General features: G+C 55.2%; 19 protein-coding genes. 18 read left to right on the forward strand and 1 reads right to left on the reverse strand.

Features of this window, described 5'->3' with window-relative positions:
- Positions 1-89: 89 nt before the first annotated feature.
- A complete protein-coding gene (cgtA, locus tag G403_RS0110775) occupies positions 90-1,292 on the forward strand; it encodes an Obg family GTPase CgtA (protein ID WP_027854010.1) in 1,203 nt (400 codons plus the stop codon).
- A gap of 71 nt (positions 1,293-1,363) precedes the next feature.
- The gene (gene proB / locus G403_RS0110780) at positions 1,364-2,488 is read left to right on the forward strand and encodes a glutamate 5-kinase (RefSeq protein ID WP_027854011.1); all 1,125 of its coding nucleotides are present in this window, start codon (positions 1,364-1,366) and stop codon (positions 2,486-2,488) included.
- Between the two features lie 162 nt (positions 2,489-2,650).
- On the opposite strand, the gene rpsT is transcribed toward proB, so the two are convergent.
- Positions 2,651-2,914, reverse strand: coding sequence for a 30S ribosomal protein S20 (gene rpsT / locus G403_RS0110785; protein WP_027854012.1), 264 nt, complete (start codon positions 2,912-2,914; stop codon positions 2,651-2,653).
- Between the two features lie 190 nt (positions 2,915-3,104).
- Here rpsT and murJ point away from each other — a divergent pair, with 190 nt between their 5' ends.
- From murJ to G403_RS24510, 16 genes are all read left to right on the forward strand, one after another.
- Complete coding sequence (gene murJ, locus G403_RS0110790) at positions 3,105-4,667, forward strand: murein biosynthesis integral membrane protein MurJ (protein WP_027854013.1); 1,563 nt, start codon at positions 3,105-3,107, stop codon at positions 4,665-4,667.
- Between the two features lie 110 nt (positions 4,668-4,777).
- A complete protein-coding gene (gene ribF / locus G403_RS0110795; RefSeq protein WP_027854014.1) occupies positions 4,778-5,716 on the forward strand; it encodes a bifunctional riboflavin kinase/FAD synthetase in 939 nt (312 codons plus the stop codon).
- Between the two features lie 17 nt (positions 5,717-5,733).
- Positions 5,734-8,550 carry an isoleucine--tRNA ligase gene (gene ileS, locus G403_RS0110800; protein ID WP_027854015.1) on the forward strand — a complete coding sequence of 939 codons (2,817 nt, stop codon included), beginning with the start codon at positions 5,734-5,736 and terminating at the stop codon, positions 8,548-8,550.
- Positions 8,550-9,050 (forward strand): signal peptidase II, encoded by a 501-nt coding sequence (lspA, locus tag G403_RS22965; protein ID WP_036233464.1) that lies wholly within the window; start codon positions 8,550-8,552, stop codon positions 9,048-9,050. Before ileS ends, lspA begins: the two co-directional genes overlap by 1 nt.
- A gap of 4 nt (positions 9,051-9,054) precedes the next feature.
- Positions 9,055-9,483 (forward strand): FKBP-type peptidyl-prolyl cis-trans isomerase, encoded by a 429-nt coding sequence (locus tag G403_RS0110810; protein ID WP_027854016.1) that lies wholly within the window; start codon positions 9,055-9,057, stop codon positions 9,481-9,483.
- 48 nt (positions 9,484-9,531) lie between these two features.
- A complete protein-coding gene (locus tag G403_RS24495) occupies positions 9,532-10,149 on the forward strand; it encodes a GspH/FimT family pseudopilin (RefSeq protein WP_156899679.1) in 618 nt (205 codons plus the stop codon).
- Positions 10,146-10,991: a PilW family protein gene (locus G403_RS0110820; protein ID WP_027854017.1), complete on the forward strand. Its 846-nt coding sequence runs from the start codon at positions 10,146-10,148 to the stop codon at positions 10,989-10,991. Before G403_RS24495 ends, G403_RS0110820 begins: the two co-directional genes overlap by 4 nt.
- 1 nt (position 10,992) lies before the next feature.
- The gene (locus tag G403_RS0110825) at positions 10,993-12,288 is read left to right on the forward strand and encodes a pilus assembly PilX family protein (RefSeq protein WP_027854018.1); all 1,296 of its coding nucleotides are present in this window, start codon (positions 10,993-10,995) and stop codon (positions 12,286-12,288) included.
- Between the two features lie 36 nt (positions 12,289-12,324).
- Positions 12,325-14,268 carry a type IV pilus modification PilV family protein gene (locus G403_RS0110830; RefSeq protein WP_027854019.1) on the forward strand — a complete coding sequence of 648 codons (1,944 nt, stop codon included), beginning with the start codon at positions 12,325-12,327 and terminating at the stop codon, positions 14,266-14,268.
- Between the two features lie 2 nt (positions 14,269-14,270).
- Positions 14,271-14,789 carry a type IV pilin protein gene (locus tag G403_RS0110835; protein ID WP_425411699.1) on the forward strand — a complete coding sequence of 173 codons (519 nt, stop codon included), beginning with the start codon at positions 14,271-14,273 and terminating at the stop codon, positions 14,787-14,789.
- Between the two features lie 70 nt (positions 14,790-14,859).
- Positions 14,860-15,414: a GspH/FimT family protein gene (locus tag G403_RS24500; protein WP_051298875.1), complete on the forward strand. Its 555-nt coding sequence runs from the start codon at positions 14,860-14,862 to the stop codon at positions 15,412-15,414.
- Positions 15,415-15,559: 145 nt separating this feature from the next.
- Positions 15,560-16,033 (forward strand): GspH/FimT family pseudopilin, encoded by a 474-nt coding sequence (locus tag G403_RS22980; RefSeq protein WP_051298877.1) that lies wholly within the window; start codon positions 15,560-15,562, stop codon positions 16,031-16,033.
- Positions 16,034-16,052: 19 nt separating this feature from the next.
- A complete protein-coding gene (gene pilV / locus G403_RS22985; RefSeq protein WP_036233470.1) occupies positions 16,053-16,514 on the forward strand; it encodes a type IV pilus modification protein PilV in 462 nt (153 codons plus the stop codon).
- A 10-nt stretch (positions 16,515-16,524) separates the two neighbouring features.
- A complete protein-coding gene (locus tag G403_RS22990) occupies positions 16,525-17,541 on the forward strand; it encodes a PilW family protein (RefSeq protein WP_169719899.1) in 1,017 nt (338 codons plus the stop codon).
- Positions 17,538-17,978, forward strand: coding sequence for a pilus assembly PilX family protein (locus G403_RS24505; protein ID WP_051298881.1), 441 nt, complete (start codon positions 17,538-17,540; stop codon positions 17,976-17,978). Before G403_RS22990 ends, G403_RS24505 begins: the two co-directional genes overlap by 4 nt.
- Positions 17,979-17,993: 15 nt before the next feature.
- A complete protein-coding gene (locus G403_RS24510) occupies positions 17,994-22,433 on the forward strand; it encodes a pilus assembly protein (RefSeq protein WP_051298883.1) in 4,440 nt (1,479 codons plus the stop codon).
- Positions 22,434-22,446: the final 13 nt, after the last annotated feature.

Below are 22,446 nucleotides of genomic sequence, written 5' to 3' on the forward strand. Positions count from 1 at the left end.
CGCTGAAGTCGAAAAAAGCTCCGCTAAGGCGGGGCTTTTTTTGTTTATAACCCGACTGTTCGGGGTCAATACCTTTCGGGAGGTGAGTTGTGAAATTTGTCGATGAGGCGATCATTACGGTTGAGGCCGGTAAGGGCGGAAACGGCTGCATGAGCTTCCGGCGCGAAAAATTCATCCCGAAGGGTGGTCCTGACGGCGGTGATGGTGGTGATGGTGGCTCTATCTTTGTTGAGGCTGATGATGGGCTGAATACGCTGATCGACTACCGCTATACCCGCCAATACAAGGCACAAAATGGTGAGCAGGGCAGTGGTCGTAACTGTACCGGTGCCAAAGGTGAAGATCTGGTGTTGAAACTGCCGGTGGGTACCACGGTGGTGGATGTGGATACCGATGAAGTGTTGGCTGATCTGACTGAAATCGGTCAGGTAGTTAAAATCGCCCAGGGCGGTTTTCATGGTCTTGGCAATACCCGTTATAAAAGCAGTGTTAACCGTGCGCCGCGGCAGACCACCAATGGTACTCCGGGCGAGCTGCGCCATGTGCGTCTGGAGCTCAAGGTTATTGCTGATGTGGGGCTGTTGGGATTGCCGAACGCGGGCAAGTCTACACTGATTCGTTCTATCTCCGCCGCTAAGCCCAAGGTGGCCGACTATCCGTTTACCACGCTGGTGCCGAACCTTGGTGTTGTGCGTACCGAGGCGCATCGTAGTTTCGTGGTTGCGGATATCCCGGGCATTATCGAGGGTGCGGCTGAAGGTGCGGGGCTGGGGATTCGTTTCCTCAAGCACCTGGCGCGCAATCGGGTGCTGCTGCATCTGGTGGATATGGCGCCCTGGGATGAAGTAACGCCTGCCGAAGCGGCGGTCACTGCGGTCGAAGAGTTGACCAAGTTCAGTCCTACGCTGGCCGAGCAGCCTCGCTGGCTGGTTCTGAACAAGCTGGATCTGCTGCCGGAAGAGGAGCGTGAAAGCGCCTGTCAGGCGGTTCTTGACGCGCTGGAGTGGTCCGGGCCTGTCTACCGGGTCTCGGCGCTGGCGAAAGAGGGATTGTCGCCTCTGGTGCATGATCTGCAGGATTTTCTGGATGCGCGCCGTGCCGCAGCTGCCGAAGATCCGGAGTTGCTGGAGCAGGAGCGTGAGACGCGTGCGATCATTGATCATGAGGCGCGTGAGAACCTGGAGCGTCTCAAGGCTGAAATGCGGGCCCGTCGTCAGGCTCAGAAGGACGGGCTGGATGATGACGATTTCGATGATGACGACTACGACGTGGATGTGGAGTGGGTGCGCTGATAGCGCCTCCCGCCTTGATGATCGCGTTGAAAGCGTTGGGTTTAATAGGATTAAGGGCGGAGTAAGAATACGTGGTAGCGGGTCGTGAAGGATTGGCGCAGCCCGGGCGCTGGGTTGTCAAGATTGGCAGTGCGCTGTTAACCAATGATGGGCAGGGGCTTGATCTGACTGCCATTGGTCACTGGGTTGATCAGGTGGCTCAGCTGCGTAAACAGGGTGTCGAGGTCGTGCTGGTTTCCTCGGGTTCAATTGCCGCGGGTATGCAGCGTCTCGGCTGGAGCGATCGTCCTACCGAGGTACATCGGCAGCAAGCCGCTGCGGCTGTTGGTCAGATGGGGCTGGTTCAGGCGTACGAATCGAGCTTTGCGCGCCATGGACTGCATACCGCCCAGGTTTTGCTGACCCATGATGACCTGTCCAACCGTAAGCGCTATCTGAATGCGCGTTCTGCGCTTTCCACCCTGATTGAGCTGGGTGTTATCGCCGTTGTGAATGAAAACGACACGGTGGTGACCAGTGAAATTCGGTTTGGCGATAACGATACGTTGGGGGCGTTGGTCGCTAACGCAATTGAAGCGGATGCGCTGATTCTGCTGACCGATCAGAGTGGTCTGTATGAGTCGGATCCGCGCAACAACCCGGGTGCGCCCTTTGTGCATGAAGCGAGGGCGGAGGATGATCGTCTTATCTCCATGGCGGGGGGTGGCGGTAAGCTCGGGCGCGGCGGCATGGCCACAAAGGTGCGTGCGGCGCGTCTGGCGGCGCGCTCTGGTGCGCAGACGGTGATCGCCAGCGGGCGTGAGCAGAACGTCTTGCTGAGGCTTGCAGCGGGCGAGCAGCTGGGAACGTTGCTTGTTCCTGAGAAAGAGCCGGTGGCGGCGCGCAAGCAGTGGATCGCGGGTCACCTGCAGGCTCGGGGTTCCCTGGTCCTGGATGCCGGGGCGGTGCGGGCGCTGGTATCCGGTGGCAAAAGCCTGTTGCCCGCCGGTGTGGTGTCGGTGTCCGGTGAGTTCTCCCGGGGTGAGATGGTACTGATGCTGGATGAGGCGGGTGCCATCGTGGCGCGAGGGCTGGTGAACTACGGTATCGAGGATGCGCGTCGAATTATCGGCTTTCCCAGTGCGGAGATTGTAGGGCGGCTCGGCTTTATGGGTGAGCCGGAGCTGGTGCATCGGGATAATCTGGTTCTGGCCTGAGCGCTTCTGATAGTGTGAAATTTAAAAAGCGAAAGCGCCGGCCGATGTCGGCGTTTTTTTATGGCGGTTCTTTTTGAATAAGGAGCTGGGGTCTGTGTCCGGCATCGCGCGGACGCAAAAAAACCGGCCTGGGCCGGTTCTTTTGGAGCTTCGATCCAGCGCTTATGCCAGCGCTTTGATCTTGGCGTTCAGGCGGCTCTTGGTGCGGGCTACCTTGTTTTTCTTGAAGATGCCCTTGTTTACCGCGCTATCCAGCAGCGGCTGAGCAGTCTTGAAAGCTTCCTGAGCTGCAGCCTGGTCGCCGCTGGCAATTGCTTTCAGAACTTTCTTGAAGTATGTGCGCACCATGGAGCGCAGGCTAGCGTTGTGCTTACGACGCTTCTCCGCCTGGCGAGCACGTTTACGGGATCCTGCGGAATTCGCCACGATCTGGCTCCTTAAAATTTGGGTTGATCAGAATACGTCGGTACGTGTGCCGAAAATTAGACGCGAGATTATTCATGTTTGACAGAGGTATGTCAAGCGTCTGAATCTGTTCTGGCGGGATTTTCAGTTTCGTCAGCGTCCGGCGCGCTGTATGATTCGCCGAGCATATCAAGCTTGTGCCTCTCAGGGAATGGCCATCGTGTCCGAGTCTCAGTCAAAATCACCCGGTCTGCTTCGCTCCAGCGGTGTCGTGGGCGTTATGACCATGCTCTCTCGCGTGTTGGGCTTAATCCGTGATGTGGTGATCGCGGGTTATTTCGGCGCCAGCGGCAGCGCAGATGCCTTCTTTGTGGCCTTCAAAGTGCCCAACTTTCTACGCCGTCTGTTTGCTGAGGGTGCGTTCTCGCAGGCGTTTGTGCCCGTGCTTTCGGAATATCGCAGCCAGCGCGACCTGAGTGCTGTGCAGGAACTTGTAAACCGGGTCGCCGGTTCTCTGGGGTCGGTATTGTTGCTGGTAACCTTGGCAGGTGTACTTGGAGCTCCGCTGCTGGCCGTCCTGTTCGCGCCCGGTTTTTATCTGGATGGCGGTGAAAAGTATGATCAGGCGGCGCAGATGCTGCGGATCACCTTCCCCTACCTGATGCTGATCTCGCTGACCGCATTTTGCGGTGCGATCCTGAACGCCTATGAGCGGTTCGCGATACCGGCGTTTACGCCGGTACTGCTCAATATGTCGCTGATCGGATCAGCGGTTCTGCTCAGTCCGCAACTGGAAACGCCGGTGATGGCGCTGGCCTGGGGAGTGCTGATGGCGGGTGCTGTCCAGCTCATGTTTCAGCTGCCGTTTTTGGCTCGATTGCGGCTCCTGCCAGTGCCGGCGTCCGGTTGGAAGGATGAGGGCGTTCGTCGCATATTGCGCTTGATGGTACCGGCGCTGTTCGGTGTGTCGGTAGCACAGATAAACCTGCTGCTCGATACGGTGCTTGCTTCTTTCCTGCAAACCGGCAGTGTGTCCTGGCTGTATTATTCCGATCGTCTTTCCGAGCTCCCGCTGGGTGTGTTCGGGATCGCTATTGCTACCGTGATTCTGCCCAGTCTTTCCCGGCGCCATGCGGAAAAATCAGCCGATCAGTTTTCGCGCACGCTGGACTGGGCGATCCGTATGGTGCTTCTGATTGGCGTACCGGCGGCGCTGGCACTGGTGATACTGGCTGAGCCTCTGTTAACCACGCTGTTTCACTACGGTGCTATGAGTGACCGCGATGTGGTTATGTCGGCGATGAGCCTGAGGGCTTACGGCATCGGACTGGTTGCCTTTATGCTGATCAAAGTGCTCGCGACCGGGTATTTCTCGCGCCAGGATACGGCAACGCCGGTTAAGATCGCGGCCTGGGCCATGGCGGCCAACATGGTTTTTAATCTGATTCTGGTCTGGCCGCTTGATCACGCGGGGCTGGCGCTGGCAACCAGTCTGTCGGCGTTTATTAACGCCGGTTTCCTGTTTCGTGGGTTGTTAAAAGCGGGCGTTTTTCAGCGTCAGCCCGGTTGGGGGCGTTTTACGCTTCGGCTGGTGCTGGCCAACGGTTCCATGGCGCTGTTTCTGCTCGGGCTGGCGCAGGCGCCTGGGCAATGGCTGGAAGCGGATCTCTGGTTGCGCGTGCAGTGGATGGCGCTACTGGTCAGTGGTGGTGTGTTGATTTATGGGGCGGTCCTCTTTCTCTGTGGTGTTCGATTGCGCCATCTGAGAGGTTGATCAGGACTTAATCACCCCGGCGGTTCTGCGGTATACTCCGGCGTTTGCACGGCGCGGATATGGGCGCACGTGGGCAAAGGCATGTTTCTCCGGGTGGTCGATTCATAAATATGGAACTGATTCGCGGTTTACACAATCTGCGCGAACGTCATCAGGGCTGTGTGGCCACGATCGGTAATTTCGATGGTGTTCATCGCGGTCATCAGGCGGTGTTAGCGCAGGTTCACGCTAAAGCGGCGGAGCTGGGGCTGCCCAGTGTGGTGATTATTTTTGAGCCCCAGCCACGCGAATTTTTCACACCCGAGCAGGCGCCTCCGCGTCTGACCCGCTTTGGTGAAAAAGTAAGATTGCTGGAGTTCGCCGGGGTCGAACGCGTGCTCTGCCTGATGTTTAACACGCGGCTGCGGAGCATGTCGGCTGACGATTTTATCCGTCAGCTGCTGGTTGAGCGGCTCCACGTCAGTCATTTCGTGGTCGGGGATGATTTCCGTTTCGGTTGTGACCGTCGGGGAGATTTCGCGCTGTTACGCGAAGCCGGCACGCAGTATGGCTTCAGTGTGGAAGAAACAGCCACCTTTGAAGTTGATCAGGAACGTGTCAGCAGTACCCGGGTCAGAGCCGCGCTGCAGGCCCACCAGTTTGACCTGGCCGAGCGGCTGCTGGGACGTCCATACCGGGTTGCCGGGCGCGTTATGCATGGCCAGAAGCTGGGGCGGGAGCTGGGAGCGCCTACGGCCAATGTGCGTATGCACCGTTTCGCCTGCCCGTTACGGGGCGTCTACGTGGTCGACTGCCTGGTACGGGGTAAGCGCGTGCCCGGCGTTTGTAACGTGGGCATGCGACCGACGGTGCACGGTCGCCAGCCGGTATTGGAGGCTCATCTGCTGGACTTTCAGGGCAACCTCTACGGCGAGTTGGTGCAGGTGGAGTTCAGGCACTTTTTGCGTGAGGAGCGCCGGTTCGACGGGCTGGATGCACTCAAGACACAGATTAGTAGCGATATCGAAGCCGCCCGCCAGTGGCTGGTATCGAGTCGCTCGCACGATTAACGCTGGGACATATTGTTATGACCGATTACAAACCGACTTTGAATTTGCCTGAAACGGCCTTCCCGATGCGCGGGAACCTGCCCAACCGTGAACCTTCACGTCTGGAGCGTTGGGCTGAGATCGACCTCTATGCCAAGTTGCGCGCGGAGGGTAAGGGACGCCCGCAATTCATCCTTCATGATGGCCCTCCCTATGCCAACGGCAATATTCATATCGGTCACGCGGTCAACAAGGTGATCAAGGATATGATCGTCAAGTCGAAGACGCTGAGCGGCTTCGATGCGCCCTATGTGCCGGGTTGGGACTGTCACGGTTTGCCGATTGAGCACAAGGTGGAAACCATGATCGGTAAGGCCGGCGAAAAGGTGCCCTACCGTGAGTTCCGTCAGAAATGTCGCGAATACGCCGCCGAGCAGGTTGAAGGTCAGAAGAAAGACTTTATCCGCCTGGGTGTGATCGGTGACTGGGAAAACCCCTACCTGACCATGAACTTCGATACCGAGGCCAATATCGTTCGCGCCCTGGGCAAAATCATCGCCAACGGTCATCTGGTCAAGGGCTACAAACCGGTTTACTGGAGCGTCGTGGGCCAGTCAGCCCTGGCTGAAGCGGAAGTGGAGTACCAGGACAAAACCTCCACTGCCATCGATGTGCGTTTCACCTTCGTGGATCAGGACAAGGTGCTGAAGCTGTTCGGGGCGGAGGCGATCGCCACGCCGGTATCCGTGGTTATCTGGACCACCACGCCCTGGACTATCCCGGCTAACCAGGCGGTTTCACTCAACGGTGCGCTGGATTATGCGCTGGTGGAAGCGCATACCGAGCAGGGGCTGGACCGTCTGGTGCTGGCTGCCGAGATGGTTGACGACATCATGGCGCGCTGGGGTGTGGATAAGTTCGAAGTGCTCTCTACCTGCAATGGCGCAGCACTGGAGCTGCTCCAGCTTAAGCATCCGATCTACGACAAGCAGGTGCCGGTAATTCTTGGCGATCATGTCACCACCGATGCTGGTACCGGTGCCGTACACACCGCCCCCGATCACGGTATGGAGGATTTTGTGGTCGGTCAGCAGTACGGTCTGGAGACCCTTAATCTGGTGCAGGCTAACGGTACCTATACCGATGCGGCGGGCGAGTTTGCCGGTATTCATGTTTACAAGGCCGATGAGCCAGTCTGTGATGCGCTGTCCCGTGAAGGCAAGCTGGTTCATCTCAAGCGCTTCCAGCACAGCTACCCGCACTGCTGGCGCACCAAGACACCGCTGATCTACCGGGCGACGCCGCAGTGGTTTGTCTCCATGGAGGAGAAGGGACTCAAGAAGCATGCGCTGGAAGCGATTCAGGGGGTGCAGTGGTTCCCGGACTGGGGCCAGAATCGCATCGAGGCGATGGTCGATCAGAGTCCGGACTGGTGTGTCTCCCGTCAGCGCACCTGGGGTGTGCCGATCACACTGTTTACCCACAAGCAGACCGGTGAGCTGCATCCGCGTACCCAGGAGTTGATCGAACAGGTGGCGCAGAAGATCGAAGCGGGCGGTATGGATGCCTGGTTCGAACTGGATGCCAAAGAACTGCTGGGTAATGAAGCGGACGACTACGATAAGGTTACCGATACGCTGGATGTCTGGTTCGATTCCGGTGTGACCCACTACTCGGTACTGGCTCAGCGCGACGGCCTGCGTTTCCCGGCGGATATGTATCTGGAGGGCTCGGATCAGCATCGAGGCTGGTTCCAATCCTCGCTGAAAACCTCCATTGCTATCAACGAGTGCGCGCCCTATAAGCAGGTGCTGACCCACGGCTTTACCGTCGATGAGAAGGGCTACAAGATGTCCAAGTCGCTCGGTAACGTGATCGCGCCGCAGGAGGTAACCGACTCTCTGGGTGCCGATATCCTGCGTTTGTGGGTGGCCTCCACCGACTACTCCGGCGAGATGGCCGTGTCCAAGCAAATCCTGCAGCGCACGGCAGACTCCTATCGCCGTATCCGTAATACAGCGCGCTTCCTGCTGGCCAACCTGAACGGCTTCGATCCGGCCACCGACATGGTGCAGCCCGAGGAGATGCTGGCGCTGGACCGCTGGGCCGTTGATGCGACTGCACGTCTGCAGAAAAAGGTGACCGACGCCTACGATGGCTACCGCTTCCTGGATGTTTATCAGCAGGTGCATAACTTCTGCGTCCGTGAGCTGGGCGGCTTTTATCTGGATATCATCAAGGACCGCCAGTACACCACCAAACCAGACAGTCTCGCGCGCCGCTCCTGCCAGAGTGCGCTTTACCACATCGCGGAAGCGCTGACCCGCTGGATCGCACCGGTCCTGACGTTCACCGCCGAGGAGATCTACGAAGTGCTGCCGGGGCAGCGTCGTGAATCTGTGCTGCTGACCACCTGGTACGACGGTCTGAGCACGGCAGCCTTCGATGATGAATTTGGCCCTGATTTCTGGCAGCAGGTGATGGCCGTCAAGGACGCGGTTAACAAGTGCCTGGAAGACGCCCGTAACGAGAAGCTGGTCAAGGCCTCCCTGGCTGCTGAAGTCACCTTGTACGTGGATGAGACGCTGCAGGCATTGCTGTCCAAACTGGGTGATGAACTGCGCTTTGTCTTGATTACATCCGTGGCGCGCCTGGAGCCGCTGGCCGATGCAGCTGACGCCCGTGACACCGACGTGAACGGGCTGAAGGTGGCGATTAAGGCATCGGAGCAGGCCAAGTGTGGCCGCTGCTGGCACCATCGCGAAGATGTGGGGCAGCACAGTGAAGATCCGGAGCTGTGTGGGCGTTGCATTGATAACGTGAAAGGAGCGGGCGAGCAGCGTCAGTACGCCTGATGGATACACTGCAGAATAAAGCCAGCGCTCTGCGCTGGCTCTGGCTGACGCTCGTAGTTTTGGTAGCGGACTGGGTCACCAAATATCTGGCTGATACCCGGCTCGACTATGCTGACCCCGTGCCGATACTGCCGGTGTTTGACCTTACCTTGCTCTACAACCGAGGGGCTGCCTTCAGCTTTCTCGCCGGTGGTGATGGTTGGCAGCGCTGGTTTTTTATTCTGGTCGCCGTGGCTGTGAGTCTGCTGCTGCTGGTCTGGATGAAGCGCTCACCCTTAAAGCCCTGGTGGTTAGGCTGCGGTCTGGCACTGCTGCTCGGCGGTGCTCTGGGCAACCTGTATGACCGTATTATCCATGGGCATGTGGTCGATTTCATTTCGCTGCATTATAGCGGGTGGTACTTCCCCGCGTTTAATCTGGCCGATACCGCGATCACACTGGGTGCCGGACTGCTGATCATCGATATGTTGATTGGCGATAAACAATCTTCACAGAGGTAACAACATGAGTGAACTGGCTGTGGGGCCGGGTCGGACCGTCACCCTGCATTTTGCGATCAAACTGCAGGACGGGCAGATTGTCGATTCCAACTTTGAAGCAAACCCTGCGACCTTTACTTTTGGTGACGGTAATATCCCGGAAGGGTTCGAACAGGCGATGCTGGGCCTGAAGGCGGGCGAACATGCCGAACTCACCATCGCACCGGAACGTGGTTTTGGGCAGCATAACCCCTCCAATGTGCAGGTTATGGCACGCAGTGAGTTCAAGGATATGGATCTGGAACCGGGGTTGGTGGTCTCTTTTCAGGAGCCAGGTGGCGAAATACCGGGCATCGTGACCGAGTTTAACGATGACAAAGTTTCAGTGGATTTTAACCATCCGCTGGCCGGAAAAACCCTGTTGTTCGAGGTCAATATTCTCGACATCAGCTAGCTATTTTTGGGGACCCAGTCTGCTATAGTTCAAAGGACGAACGAATGTTTGGACAGGGATATGCGGCGACAAATCGGATTTACCCTCATCGAGCTCATGATCGCGCTGGTGGTCCTGGCTGTTTTGGCTGTGGTCGGCGCCCCTGCCATGAGCTCTTTCTTCGAAAAACGGCGCGTCACCGATGCCGCCATGGCCGTGTACAGCCAGCTGCAGCTGGCCCGGTCCACAGCGATTGCAAATTCCACGGATATCACCGTTGTGGTTTCTGGCTCGGGCAGCTCCTGGGTTATTGGGCTGACCGATGACGACGACAACAGCTGCGATCTATCTATCACCGCAGAAAATGTTCAGACTAATTTTGATAACGGGGATGCAGATCCCTTCGGCGATGCCTGTGCGATAGATACGGATCTGGATGATGCTGATCCCAAAAAGCAGGAACTACATCGTTTGTCTGCTGATCAATTTTCCGGTGTGACATTCAGTGCGCCCGACGATGGCTGGACTCTTATTTTCGATTCGATGCGCGGAACGGCCCCTGCCAGAAACGTGACATTCACCAGTGATGGTGATGCGGCCTATAACCTGTCTGTGTATGTCCTTCCTCTGGGACAGGTGAAAGTCTGCTCGTCAAATATGCCAGGATATGGAAGTTGCCCATCATGAAGAAGAATATCAGACAAGCGGGCATGTCCCTGATCGAACTCATGATTGCCATCTTCGTCGGTCTTATTGTTGTGGCTGGCGCGCTTACCGTTTACGTCAACACAGTCTCCAGCAGCTCCAGTACGTTGAAGATGTCGATGCTTAATCAGGAGCTCAGTACTTTAATGAGCGTGATGGCCATGGATATTCGCCGTGCGGGTTACAGCGGGCTGATTACGACCAGCCCAGTTTTGGATAACGGGTTTCAGGTGGATGCGACACCTGAAGATCCAAGTGATCCGAGTGATCCCGACATCGGTAAGCAGATGATTACGCGAGTCATTGATACCTATGGTGATGATGGCAGTGATATTACCGACGTGGTGAGCGCTCCGGGCGCAAACTCACCCGGTGAATGTATCTTATATGCCTATGATGCAAACCTCGACGGTAATGCCGATAACTCTGAGTTTATTGGCTTCAGGCTGGTTTCTGGAGCTGTAGATATGAGAAATAGCGTCACGGATGCTTCAGCCATAGTGGATAACAATGATGGAGGCGGCGCTAATTACCCGGATAGCTGTGCAGATGCGAGTGGAAGTTGGGAAACGGTAACCGACGATGAGCTAATAGAAATCACCGAGCTGACTTTCAATCTCGATAAATCCACGTGCCTCAACACGACCGACAGCGCTAAGGCTGATTGCTATGATGCCGCTAACACCCCTGCGACTGGCGATATCACCATAGAAAACTACGTGGTTACCATTCGGATAGCGGGGCAACTGAAAAACGACCCCATTGTCAGGGCTGAGCTGGAGCAGGATGTCCAGATCCGCAACGCCATAGTGAGGGAGAGATGAAATGATTAACTCAACCCATTCTCCCAGGCGGGAAAAAGGCGCCGTTACCCTCTTTATGGCGGTGATCGTCTTGGCCCTGATTACCATCGTTGCCTTCTACACCACCCGTACAGTCCTTTTCGAAACCAAGGTTCAGGCGAATAATCTGCGAGCCAAGCAGGCGTTTGAGGCGTCGGAAGCCGCGCACTCCTATGTTCTGAATGTGCTGAATGACACGGCTGATAACAAAGAGCAGTTGGCTGATATCGATCTAAATGATGACTGTTACCGATCCGTTAACGGTGAAGATTGGTACGACCTGAAGTGCAGAGCTAACGTCTTGGGGTGGCCTGACTTTACGTACTCAGCCAACGTAAGGCTAGATACGGTAACTGTCTCGGGCGGATCGGACGAGGTAGACCGGGTCAATATCATCGGCTTCAGCGAGGATACCCGGGCCAAGCATTATATTTTCCAGACTCTTGTCCAGGAGCGGCCGCTACCCAATGCTCCGTTGACCCCCATCACGGCGAAAGGTGGCTTCATCGTGCAGGGCTCCGCGACAGTTTATAACCCTGAAGGTGTCTCTACGATCTGGAGCGGTGGCGATGTGGATCTGACTCAAAACGCTTCCAGCTCGACCTTCGTGGCAGACCCCAGCTATAACGTTAACGCGGCAGATGGCTATCCTGCCTGCCTTGATGAATCCATGACCTGCCACATGGTGACGACATCCACTCAAATAGCTGCTGGCCCGGATATTATCGAGTTCGATAACAACCTGAAAAACTTAAGCGATGAAGAGCTGTTTGAGCACTTTTTCGGATTTCCCATGGATGAGTATGTGGATCGCTTCGCAACGATAGAATTGGATGTCGATGCTGGCGATGAAGTCAGCAGCATTAACAATGCGACGGGTGAAGTGGTCTATATCGATGCCGGTAGTGGAATTGATATAGGTTCAAGTGACTTGAAAACCGTTGGTTGTAGCTACGATATTACCGGTGTTAATGCAGACAATAATGGTGGATACCTACCAAGCGAAACCTGTGCAGATAGCCCGCTAAAACCGACAATCGTTATTATTGATGGTGATGTTTCTTTCAAAGGGTTACCGGTTTTCTACGGCATTCTTTTTGTTAAAGGGGAGCTCTCGGGCAACGGTACCCCGGCGGTGGAGGGGGCGATGATAATGACAGGCGCAAGTGGTTCAACCGGTAGTGTCGATGTCTGGTATAACTCCAATATGTTGCAGGCTCTGAATGATCAGGGTGATTTCTTCGGCCTTTCCGGGGGCTGGCGGGATTGGGCGAATTAAAGCCTCATCGATAGATTGGCCTGGGAGGCATGAGCAATGAAGAACCTTAATATGAGAAAAGCCAGAGACCAGGGCTTTACAATGGTTGAGGTGTTAATCGCCTTTGTCATTGTTACCGTGGGGCTTTTGGCAATAGGCGTATTGCAGTCTGATATTATTGGAACAAGCGCTGAGTCAAAATCCCGAACCGAGGCGCTGACAATAGCGGAAGGGCAGCTTGAGAACTTTCGTTCAATCCATTTTAACTCTGAAGTCACTGATCAAGAAACTTGGTGTGATGATATAGCCGGAGAGGTCAAATCACCGGATCAGCCCACAGGTGAATATATAAACGACTATGCGCTATCAGCTGAGCTTACCTTGAGCTACGTGTCGGGGCCGGGCAGTGATGGTAAATATGGTACGGGCGATGACGTGGTTGCAACAGCGACCGTCAACAGTGATACCAGTGATGTTAACTCCGTTTGCGACGCGTATGGGGCGAGCCTACGCCCAATGGGAGGAGAGCTGGTACTTGAATTGAGCTGGGATGGCAGTGATCAGCCTATCGCGTTAAATACTAGGCTCTCCTATCTCGATCCCAAAACGCTGGTCGCCAACGTCGGCGCCTTGACAGATGGTGCGATTGATTCACCGGCAGGTCGTGCGGTTATTGGTGAGGGCTATAAGCAGGTAGAGAGTAACGATGCCCTTGATAAAAACGACGACGGCACAGCAACGGTGGAAGATGGCAACGACCTTTTGCTGGTTGATCAGCAAGGTAAAAGCGGCGATGTGGATGACCTTAACAAGAAAGTCTATCTGACGCTGGAAGAAGCCTGTGTATCGGGTAACTGTACACAATTTGTTTCAATTTCTGGTCGAATTTATGTGGATCGTGATGCGCTCAAGATAAATAGTAACGCATCCTTCGATTTCTCTAATTTCTTTATAAAGGCTTCGGACGCCTCATATTGCCGGCTTTGGAAGGAGGGTGTTGGGGATATACCATCCACGTCCGATGTTTCTCAGCCCTATAAAACGCCGAATGAAGATTACGATTTTGTCAGCTACACCTGTTATCTTGGTGGTGGCTGGTATGGCAATATCGGGATGATCTTAAACGGCGGGGTCACCAAGAAAGATAAGTTATGTATGGGCGATCCTAACTCTAACGATCCTGATGAGGAGCTAGCCATAGAATACCGAAGGGCGTACCGGGGTATGCTTCAGAATGCAAGTTTGACCACGGGGGTAAGTTCAATCGGTATCCTGGATGGCGCTCAACTTACCGGCCATGATTTCGTTTATTCACAGATGAACGGTAATGACATCGAGGGTGAGAAGTGTCGTGATAACTTTACGGTGGTTCGAGAGGATTCAAAGTACACACGGGATAATCTTTTAGTTGCATCGGCGAATGCCAGCCCCGATGATCCGGGGGACAATAATCTGACGGGAAAAGCCTTTGAGGGTAACCCCACGGATTTCTTTTGTCTGAATGAGGCGACAACGGTCCGTGATATTGATGGCAATAATGTCACCGTGCCACTGATAGACGGTGGCCTAGATGGCAGCGGCAATTATGTGGTCGATGATAACGGCAACTATATCGATATTACTGGCAGTGTGACGGCGGCCACTGTTCCCGGCAGTTGTCCCTACGATCCCACCGGTGCTGCTGTCGATAAGCTGTTTGTTGAAGTGCAAGTCGAGTTCCCCGCCTCCGTGGCCGACGCTGATTTCACCCTTAACATCGTCGATAACGAGACAACCTGTGATATCGCCAGTGGTGCCGGAACGGCTTTACATGTCTATCGCTGTATGGTGTTTGAAGAGGGGGACAACGGCTGGTCAGGAACCATCGAGATTGAAACGAAGCCGGATACCCAGGAATGCGCGCCAGTTTCACTGCCTTATTCGGGGTTGACCGGCGATAATGGCAGTGTTGTCGATGAGGGGGATACCGATATTATCTGCACAGCGATTGAGGAAGCATGATCGTGGCTATTTTCGCGTTAACAAAAGCGCCGCATAAAGCGAGAGGGAGTAAAGGCTTTACCCTGATCGAGGTGATGATCGTGGTCGTCGTCATCGGCATACTCGCGGCCATCGCCTATCCCAGCTATACGGACTACGTGCGTAAGTCACGTCGTGCGGATGGTATGAATACACTGATGGCATTGCAGTTGGCGCAGGAGAAGATGCGGGCGAACTGTAAATATTATGCTTATGCGCTTGCGGGAGCCGATGTTTGCAATAGTGCCGGTACTGTTGATGCTCATACAACTACCGTGGATTTCGACTCTGCGAGCCCTGAAGGCTATTACACGATAGCAATCCTCATTACTGATGACGACGGTAATGATGTGAGAGCCAATAGCGTACGGTACGTTGCTAAGGCCACGGCTCAAGGAGATCAGGCTCAGGATGACGAAGAGGGACAGAGTTGTGCGACGTTGACGCTGACAGTCAACGCGGCAAACCCTCAAGGGGATAGAGCACCAGAGGAATGCTGGTGATGTTCAGCCGTTATGAGGCCAAGGTGGTCTAAGGCTGGTTAGTCGAAAAGAAAATTAAAAGGAGCTGGTTGTGTCCAAGGATCGGACAGAAACCGGCAGCTTCAAGAAATGCTGTTACCGGAGAAACGGATTTTCTCTGGTCGAGCTGCTGGTCGTTGTTTCTATATTAGTGATTCTCGTTTTCGTGGGTGTGCCCTCGGTCAACGGCTTTTTCGCCAGCGCCAAGCGGCAGGGAGCCCTGTCTGAATTACGTTCAATGCTTTCGCTGGCGCGTAGCGAGTCGATTTCCCGTTGGGAGCGAGTCACGGTTTGTCGCTCCATCGATGGCGCGGTCTGTGCCGGTACCGGAAAAATGGGGACGATTCCCTGGCAGGGGGCGATCACCTTTGTTGATCTGGACAAGGACCGTCAGTATCAGGCTGGTACTGAAGCCCTGGTATCGTCAATGGAGCCGGGCGATGGTGTTGCGTTTACCTGGAACCGGGGCGATTCCCTGAGTTACCAGCCGGACGGTACGGTCACCGGCGGTTCAAACGGTACTTTTCAGTTCAGTTTTGCTCATGACGGCTCATCCTGTCGTGTTGTGCTGTCCATGTCAGGACGCAGCCGTCAGAGTTGTCCTTGAGCTGTTTTGCAGGATTCTAACGCCATTGCACGGTGTTGAGCCTGATCATGAAATATACTGATTAGACTTTTACTGACCGGATGATCTGGTTATAGTTTTAGTACTACAGGTCCCTGCTCAGGGGGATAGAAAAGGTGTGCTGATCATGGCCTCGTCTAAAGGCTTTTCGCTTATCGAGCTAATGATAACGATTAGTATCTTGGCTATCGTTGTTTTTATAGGGGTTCCCGGCTTTCAAAATATGCTGGGTGCCAGCCGTGAGAGCGCCTCCAGAGAAAGTCTCTTTTCAGCCCTGCAACTGGCCCGTGCCGAAGCCGTTACCCGTGGAACTCAAGTGACTGTCTGCCAGCGTAATGCGGGTGCGACGGCATGTGATAATGACTCCAGCTGGGGGCAGGGCTGGATGGTTGTGACGGCAGGGGGCGAAGTGCTTCAAGCCTGGGATCCGCTCAATGGGGGCGCAGCACTGGCTGTAGCCGGGGGGGCGGACAGTGTGGTGTATCAGCCGGATGGTGGAATCCAGGGAGTGGCCCGGACCTTCACACTGAGTGTGAACGGTAACGATGCCTGTTTCCGGCTTGGGCTTACCGGTTCTATGTCATCGGTAGGCTGTCCATGATGATGGAAAGGAGTGTGTAATGAACAGTCATGGCATTAAGCAGGGCGGTTCGACGTTGATCGAGGTCCTGGTCGCAATGCTGGTGATTTCGGTCGGCCTGTTAGGGGTTGCCGGCACACTTTCCTTTTCTGTCAAAAGTAACCAAAGCGCCTACCAGCGCTCGCAGGCTGCAATTCTGGCTTACGATCTGGCCGACAATATGCGTGCTTCGCGCCCGGCAGCGATTAATGGTGAGTTCAACGATGACTGTGATCCCAATACATCGCTTGCTTGTCAGTACCGGCAAGCCTGGGATCAGCGTCTGGCTGCTGAAATCAATGCGGCAACGGCTACGGTTGCTCAGGCTGCGGGTGATGCAGCGGATATTACAATCACAGTAACCTGGAACGACTCCAGGGGGGCGGTGACAGATGGACAGGGAAATGGCTCAGCGGATACGAGCCCGGAAAACCAGACATTCCTGCTCGATACCCGGCTCTGAGCGGATGACGATGAGCAGGCGAGAAGTCGGTTTCAGTCTGGTTGAGCTGATGATAGCCATGCTCATCGGGCTTTTCATCGTGCTCGGCGTTGTGCTGGTATACGCGAGTGCGGTTCGTACCCAGGTGCTTAACGAGTCGCTTTCGCGAGTCCAGGAAAACGGTCGCTTCGCCGTCTCCTTCCTTTCCCGCGATATTCGAATGGCCGGCTTCAGTGGAGGGTGTCCGAAAGCTCCAAAAGTCCTTCTTGACGTGGATGCTACCAATGCAAACTATGACTTATTGAGTCTAGATCAGTCGGTGATGGGTTGGGATAATAGCTCTGGGCCACATTCCGCCTTTCTTACAGGCTATCAGGCGGGAACGGATGTGATTTCTTTACAGTATGGGGCGAGTGGGCGGACGCTCATTGCTCGTAATAACCAATCGCACGAGACTTCACTTAACGTAACAACAGCAACTGATGTTCCGAAAGATAGCGTGGTCTTAGTGACCGATTATCAGTCGTGTGATTTGTTTCGAAACAGAAGTGCTAGTAACGCGACTACGCTGAATCGCGCGCCGGGCTCTCCTAATCCATCGCCCCCAAACAAGAGCCCAGCAAGTTCGAATCCCTACAGCACTGCATATAATGGGGAAATCTTCGTCTCTATATTTGAAAGTGTTATTTACTACATAGGTACTGGAGCCAATGGGCGACCAGCACTCCGCCGAGTCCGCTTTTCACAGGGTATCGGTGCCAGCAACGCTTCCGAAGAGCTGGTCAGTGATATCGCCGATATGCAGATCGAGTACGGTGTCGACGCCGATCGTGACAGGGACCCCGAAAACTTTGTGAATGCCGGGGCTGTTGGCGACTGGGGTGATGTCATTGCCGTCCGTCTCTGGCTGTTGACTGAAGGTCAGAACGGCAATGTCTTGGAGACACCGCAGCAGCTGCCCGCTCCGTTCAATGGACTGGATGTCTCCGACCGGAGGCTGCGTCGCGTGTTTACCGCTACCAGTGCGATCAGGAACCGACTGCCATGAAACCGACCTATTACCGACGTAACGAAAGCGGTGCTGTGCTGATTGTCTCATTGATCATGCTGGTCGTTATCTCCATCGTAGGCTTCAGTACGGTCAAGCTTTCTGTGATGGAAGAGCGGATGGCGGGTAACCTGATGGACTCCGAGCGTGCTTTTCAGGCTGCGGAAGCGGCTCTTCGGGCGGGAGAGGCTGCCGCTCAGGCAGCCTACCCTGATACTGACAACATCCCTGATGGGACTGTCACCCTGGCAGGCCCAAACGGCGATACGTTCAATGCGCAGTACCAGGTGGAAGAGGTTATAAGCTATGAGGTGTCGTTGAAGGCAGGGGAGCCTGTCGACACTAGCGGAACGATCGTCCGGGTTACAGCCCAGGCTAATGGTCTAACGGGAGTCAGAGCGATTTCGCTGGAGTCGACCTACCAGGTAACGGAATAAGTACAGGTGACTATTATGCAACGTTACAAACTCACTATGCTGAGCGTGGGCTTTCTGGCTTTCGCAGTATCGGCTAACGCAGAAGTCGCCCAGGAGCCTCTGTTTCTTGGCGGGGGAAACGTCCCCGGTAACCTTGCCATCGTCCCGTCAGTCGAGTTTCCGACCGTTAATAGTGTAGCCAACCTCGATAGCAGCTATAACCCGGACAAGGCCTACATCGGCTATTTTGATTCCAATAAGTGCTACGACTACGAGGGTAGCAACACCGAAAGCGAGCGCCATTTTTATCCTGTTACTGTCACCAATAACATGCGCTGCCCCGGCCCGGTCTGGAGCGGTAACTATCTGAACTGGGCGACGACCCAGACCATCGACCCTTTCCGCTGGGCCTTGACTGGCGGGTTGCGCGTTAAGGATACACCCACCGAAACCTGGGTCGAGAAGGCGCGCCACGATGGACAGGGCAGCTACTTTCCTCAGCGCACCGTCAGTGGTTCTTCACTCGTTGCTGACGTGACACCGTTCAGCGCAGATTGGGTCAGAACCGATATCGACGGCCTGGATAAACAGATGCGCTTTGAACTGCCCGGTGATGCTACCTTGCAAGCCGGGGGTGGCGATGCGCCGACGACTCGCGTCGTGTTTGAAGACTCGGGAGCCGGGAACGGTAACAACTTGGCTTACTGGACGGATTACCGAAGCGGTGATCTTGACCGAAATAGAGATTCCGACGGGTATAGAAGCGCGCCGGCCTCCATCGAAAAAGACAATAATAATGATCCCGATGGCGGTTATGCCAGCATCGGCGAAACGTTGAACACCCGTACCTTTACTTTGCATGGCTGGTTCCGCTATGAGGGCGGCGGCGGATCTCTGGTACGGTTGGCTGTATCGGATAACAATGCTGACGGCTATGGTTTCAGCATCGGCCCCAATGATATCCGTGTGGAAAAGCGCAATAACGGGGGCGCTTCGAATATGGGCGGCTCCGCGGGCTGGAATCGTTCGGACGATACCTGGTATCGATTTGAGTTCATTGGCCAGGCCGATAATCGATTCGAACTTAAGGTCTATAGCGAGTCGGGCAATCTGCTCCAGTCCGTGACCAGCTCGTCTGACAGCTCCTACAGTGATTTCTCAAGGATCTATATTCATGGTGGTCATCGATTTTATATCGACGACCTTCGCCTGGAAGTGACTGAAGGGGGGGGCGGTGCCGGCAACTGGCCTTACGTTGATCAGGGTAGCAATCACTATGACGCCGCTGTTCGGGTCAAAGTCTGCGACGACAGCGTCGGCGTTGAAGCCAACTGTGTTCAGTACTCACAGGGCTGGAAACCGGAAGGTTTGATGCAGGAGTACTCGGATCGGATTCGTTATAGCGTTTTCGGGTATCTGAATGACAGTGATAAAGGGCGTGATGGCGGCGTACTTCGCGCCAGTCAGAAGTTTATCGGGCTGCGCGCCCGTGATCCAAATTCCGGCTGGGGCGTGAACAGTGCGGCGGAATGGAGTGAAGTAACGGGCCAGCAGGTCCGCAACCCGGACTCATCAGCCGCGTCGAGTACGGCCAGTTATTTCGGAATCACTGTCGAAGACAGCGGTGCGATGAACTACATCAACAAATTCGGCGAGCTGAACTCAAACAACTTCAAGTCGAACGATCCTGTGAGTGAGCTCTATTACACGGCAACCCGGTATTTCCGGGGCCTGTCGGCCGTGCCTGAATATTCGACACGCTCACCGGCACATGATTCAAATCCGAGTTCGTCTACTAAAGCGCGCTGGGTGGATGGTTTCCCGGTGGTTAGAAGTTGGGACGATCCTATTCAGTACAGCTGCCAGAAAAACGTGATCCTGGGGATTGGCGACGTCTACACGCACAACGACCAAAACCTGCCGGGCCGCACCGGTACTTCTGGAGAGCCATCGCGCCCATCGGCGGTCTCGTCAGACAATGAAGTCGATGTCGAAGCGCTGAATGCGGCCGTTGGCGCGCTGGAAGGGATGAATCTTAACGACGAAGGTCGCTTTGGTTCGACGCGTAACGCCGGTTATATGATCGGTCTGGCCTTTGATGCGAGGACTCGCGATATACGGGATGATATCGATGGCAAGCAGACAATCAAAACCTACTGGGTGGATGTTCTTGAGAACCAACGGCTGGAAGGGATCGGGCGCAACCAGTATTGGTTAACTGCGAAGTACGGCGGTTTCGAGCCCCGTTGCCCAGCCAATAATGCAAACTGCACTTTGCCGGAAATTGATGGCCCTTATGACGGAGATATCCCGGATCCCTTGCCTGAAAACTGGTGGTTTACCAACGGTGAAGTGCTTACCCAGTCCAACGCCAACCTCAAGCGCACCGATAACTACTATCCTGCCGGTCAGGCGGACACGATGGTGGACGGGCTGAAAAAGGCGTTTGCCGATATCGCCGCCAATCTGAAAAGTACCGCAACCTCGCTTTCGTTTAACAGTAGCCGTTTGAAGACCGGTTCGCTGCTGTATCAGGCGCTACTGGATACCACATACTGGAGTGGGGACCTTCAGGGCAGTGTTATCGCCTCCGATGCCACCGTTGCCGACACGCCGTCATGGAGTGCGGCTGACAAACTGGACGCGCTCAACGCTGCTGCCCTTGCTACGCGTAAGATCGTCACCGGCTCGGACCTTGCGTCCGATGGTGATGGCGGTATGCAGACTGGCGGTGGGCGTGCGTTCCTCTGGAGCAGCCTGACCGCATCTCAGCAGTCCGCACTGGAAAAGGATGATGAAAACGGCGCCGTCGTGAATTCGAGCACTGCTGAACGCCGTCTTGAATATTTGCGTGGTAACCGGAGCCATGAGCAGACCTACAACATGCGGGCCCGGGGAAGCCGTTTGGGTGATATCGTCAATTCAGACCCACAATATATCCATCACGATAACTTTGGCTACGCGGCGCTCTCCTCAGAAAACGGTTTCACTGATGCGATCGGTGATGCATATACGAGCTACCGCACCAGTGCGAACTACCAAAATAAGACCCCGGTGGTTGTTGCCGGGGCTAACGATGGCATGTTCCACATTTTTGATGCAGCCGATGATGGGGGCGACGAGCTCTTTGCCTACGTGCCGGTGAGTATCTTTGATCAGCTCTATAAGCTGACCAAGCCTGACTACATCCACCAGTATTACGTGGATGGTACCGCGCGCCTGGGCGATGCCTGGCTCGGTGATGTGACAGGCTGGAGAACGCTGGCTGTGGCGACCACCGGGGCCGGGGGTTCCGGTGTCTTTGCGCTGGATATTACCGAGCCTGAGTTGATGAGCGCGACCAGCCTGTTGTGGGAGTATTCGAATCCCAAGATGGGGCTTCTGGTGCAGCAGCCCTCTTTGGTGGCGTTGGCGACTGGACGGTTCGGTGTCGTTGTGACCAGTGGTTATGATGCTCCACAGTCTGAAGGTTATGTCTGGATTCTCGATGCCGAGGACGGCAGCCTGATCAAAGAGTTCGAATTGCCTTCTGGAGAGCTTGGTGCCCCGCTGGTGATCGATCTTGAGCGAGATCGGGTTGCGGATCGTATCTACGTGGGTGATACGGAAGGTAATATCTGGCGGTTGGATATCGAGGGTTCCAACGTGAATCAGTGGGGGGCTATTGGCGATCTGAAGCAGGGTAATACCGTGCTGCCTCTTTATACCGCCCTGGATCCTGCAGGCAATCCGCAGCCGATTACCGCACCGCTGACAGCGGCATACAGTGAAACGGATGATCCGATGCTGTTTTTCGGTACTGGCAGCTATCACCAGGTGAATGATATCTCCGTAGGGCAGTCCCCACAGGTACAGACGTTCTATGGAATTATTGATAAGAGTGAGAGCAGCAGCGGCCGGGGCGACCTGACCATGCAGGAGATACAGCTCGAAACCCAGACCGGCGATTTTGCGGCTCGCGTCGTGAGCCAGAATACACCGCTCAGCGATAGCGATGGCTGGTACCTGGATTTGCAATGGGCAGCGGCAAACGGTGGCCCTGGCCCCAATGGGGAGCGTGTGGTATCTGAGGCGAGCTTTGCCGGGCACCAGGTGGTGTTCAGTACCCTGATTCCCTCCAGTGATCCCTGCGAAGCCGGCGGCGACAGCTGGATTATGGCGCTGAATATGTACCACGGTGGACGTGGTGACGATTTCTTCGACTATAACCAGGACGGAGTCGTGGACGGCAACGACAGTGTCACCATTACGGTTCAGGACGAAGAGGGTAACGATGTTGAGGTCGAAGTGCCCGGTTCAGGTATTAAGGAAGAACCCTCCAACGGTATTATCAAGTCACCATCGGTACTGACGGCTGATGATGGGACCCGGTATGTTTGTTATGCAGGCTCCGGCGATACCGAAAAGCGCTGTGTTTTGGTACAGGGTTCAATGGAACAGGGACGTCAGTCCTGGCGTGAAATTATCCCCAACTAGGAAGTTGTAGCTT

Source organism: Marinobacterium litorale DSM 23545 (assembly GCF_000428985.1).
In the GTDB taxonomy this organism is placed as follows: domain Bacteria; phylum Pseudomonadota; class Gammaproteobacteria; order Pseudomonadales; family Balneatricaceae; genus Marinobacterium_D; species Marinobacterium_D litorale.

Excerpts from the sequence above, each read along its gene's own strand:
- murJ (WP_027854013.1), top strand. The coding sequence starts at position 3,105 with ATGGCCATCGTGTCCGAGTCTCAGTCAAAATCACCCGGTCTGCTTCGC.
- ribF (WP_027854014.1), top strand. The coding sequence starts at position 4,778 with ATGGAACTGATTCGCGGTTTACACAATCTGCGCGAACGTCATCAGGGC.
- ileS (WP_027854015.1), top strand. The coding sequence starts at position 5,734 with ATGACCGATTACAAACCGACTTTGAATTTGCCTGAAACGGCCTTCCCG.
- lspA (WP_036233464.1), top strand. The coding sequence starts at position 8,550 with ATGGATACACTGCAGAATAAAGCCAGCGCTCTGCGCTGGCTCTGGCTG.
- G403_RS0110810 (WP_027854016.1), top strand. The coding sequence starts at position 9,055 with ATGAGTGAACTGGCTGTGGGGCCGGGTCGGACCGTCACCCTGCATTTT.
- G403_RS0110820 (WP_027854017.1), top strand. The coding sequence starts at position 10,146 with ATGAAGAAGAATATCAGACAAGCGGGCATGTCCCTGATCGAACTCATG.
- G403_RS0110825 (WP_027854018.1), top strand. The coding sequence starts at position 10,993 with ATGATTAACTCAACCCATTCTCCCAGGCGGGAAAAAGGCGCCGTTACC.
- G403_RS0110830 (WP_027854019.1), top strand. The coding sequence starts at position 12,325 with ATGAAGAACCTTAATATGAGAAAAGCCAGAGACCAGGGCTTTACAATG.
- G403_RS22980 (WP_051298877.1), top strand. The coding sequence starts at position 15,560 with ATGGCCTCGTCTAAAGGCTTTTCGCTTATCGAGCTAATGATAACGATT.
- pilV (WP_036233470.1), top strand. The coding sequence starts at position 16,053 with ATGAACAGTCATGGCATTAAGCAGGGCGGTTCGACGTTGATCGAGGTC.
- G403_RS22990 (WP_169719899.1), top strand. The coding sequence starts at position 16,525 with ATGAGCAGGCGAGAAGTCGGTTTCAGTCTGGTTGAGCTGATGATAGCC.
- G403_RS24505 (WP_051298881.1), top strand. The coding sequence starts at position 17,538 with ATGAAACCGACCTATTACCGACGTAACGAAAGCGGTGCTGTGCTGATT.
- G403_RS24510 (WP_051298883.1), top strand. The coding sequence starts at position 17,994 with ATGCAACGTTACAAACTCACTATGCTGAGCGTGGGCTTTCTGGCTTTC.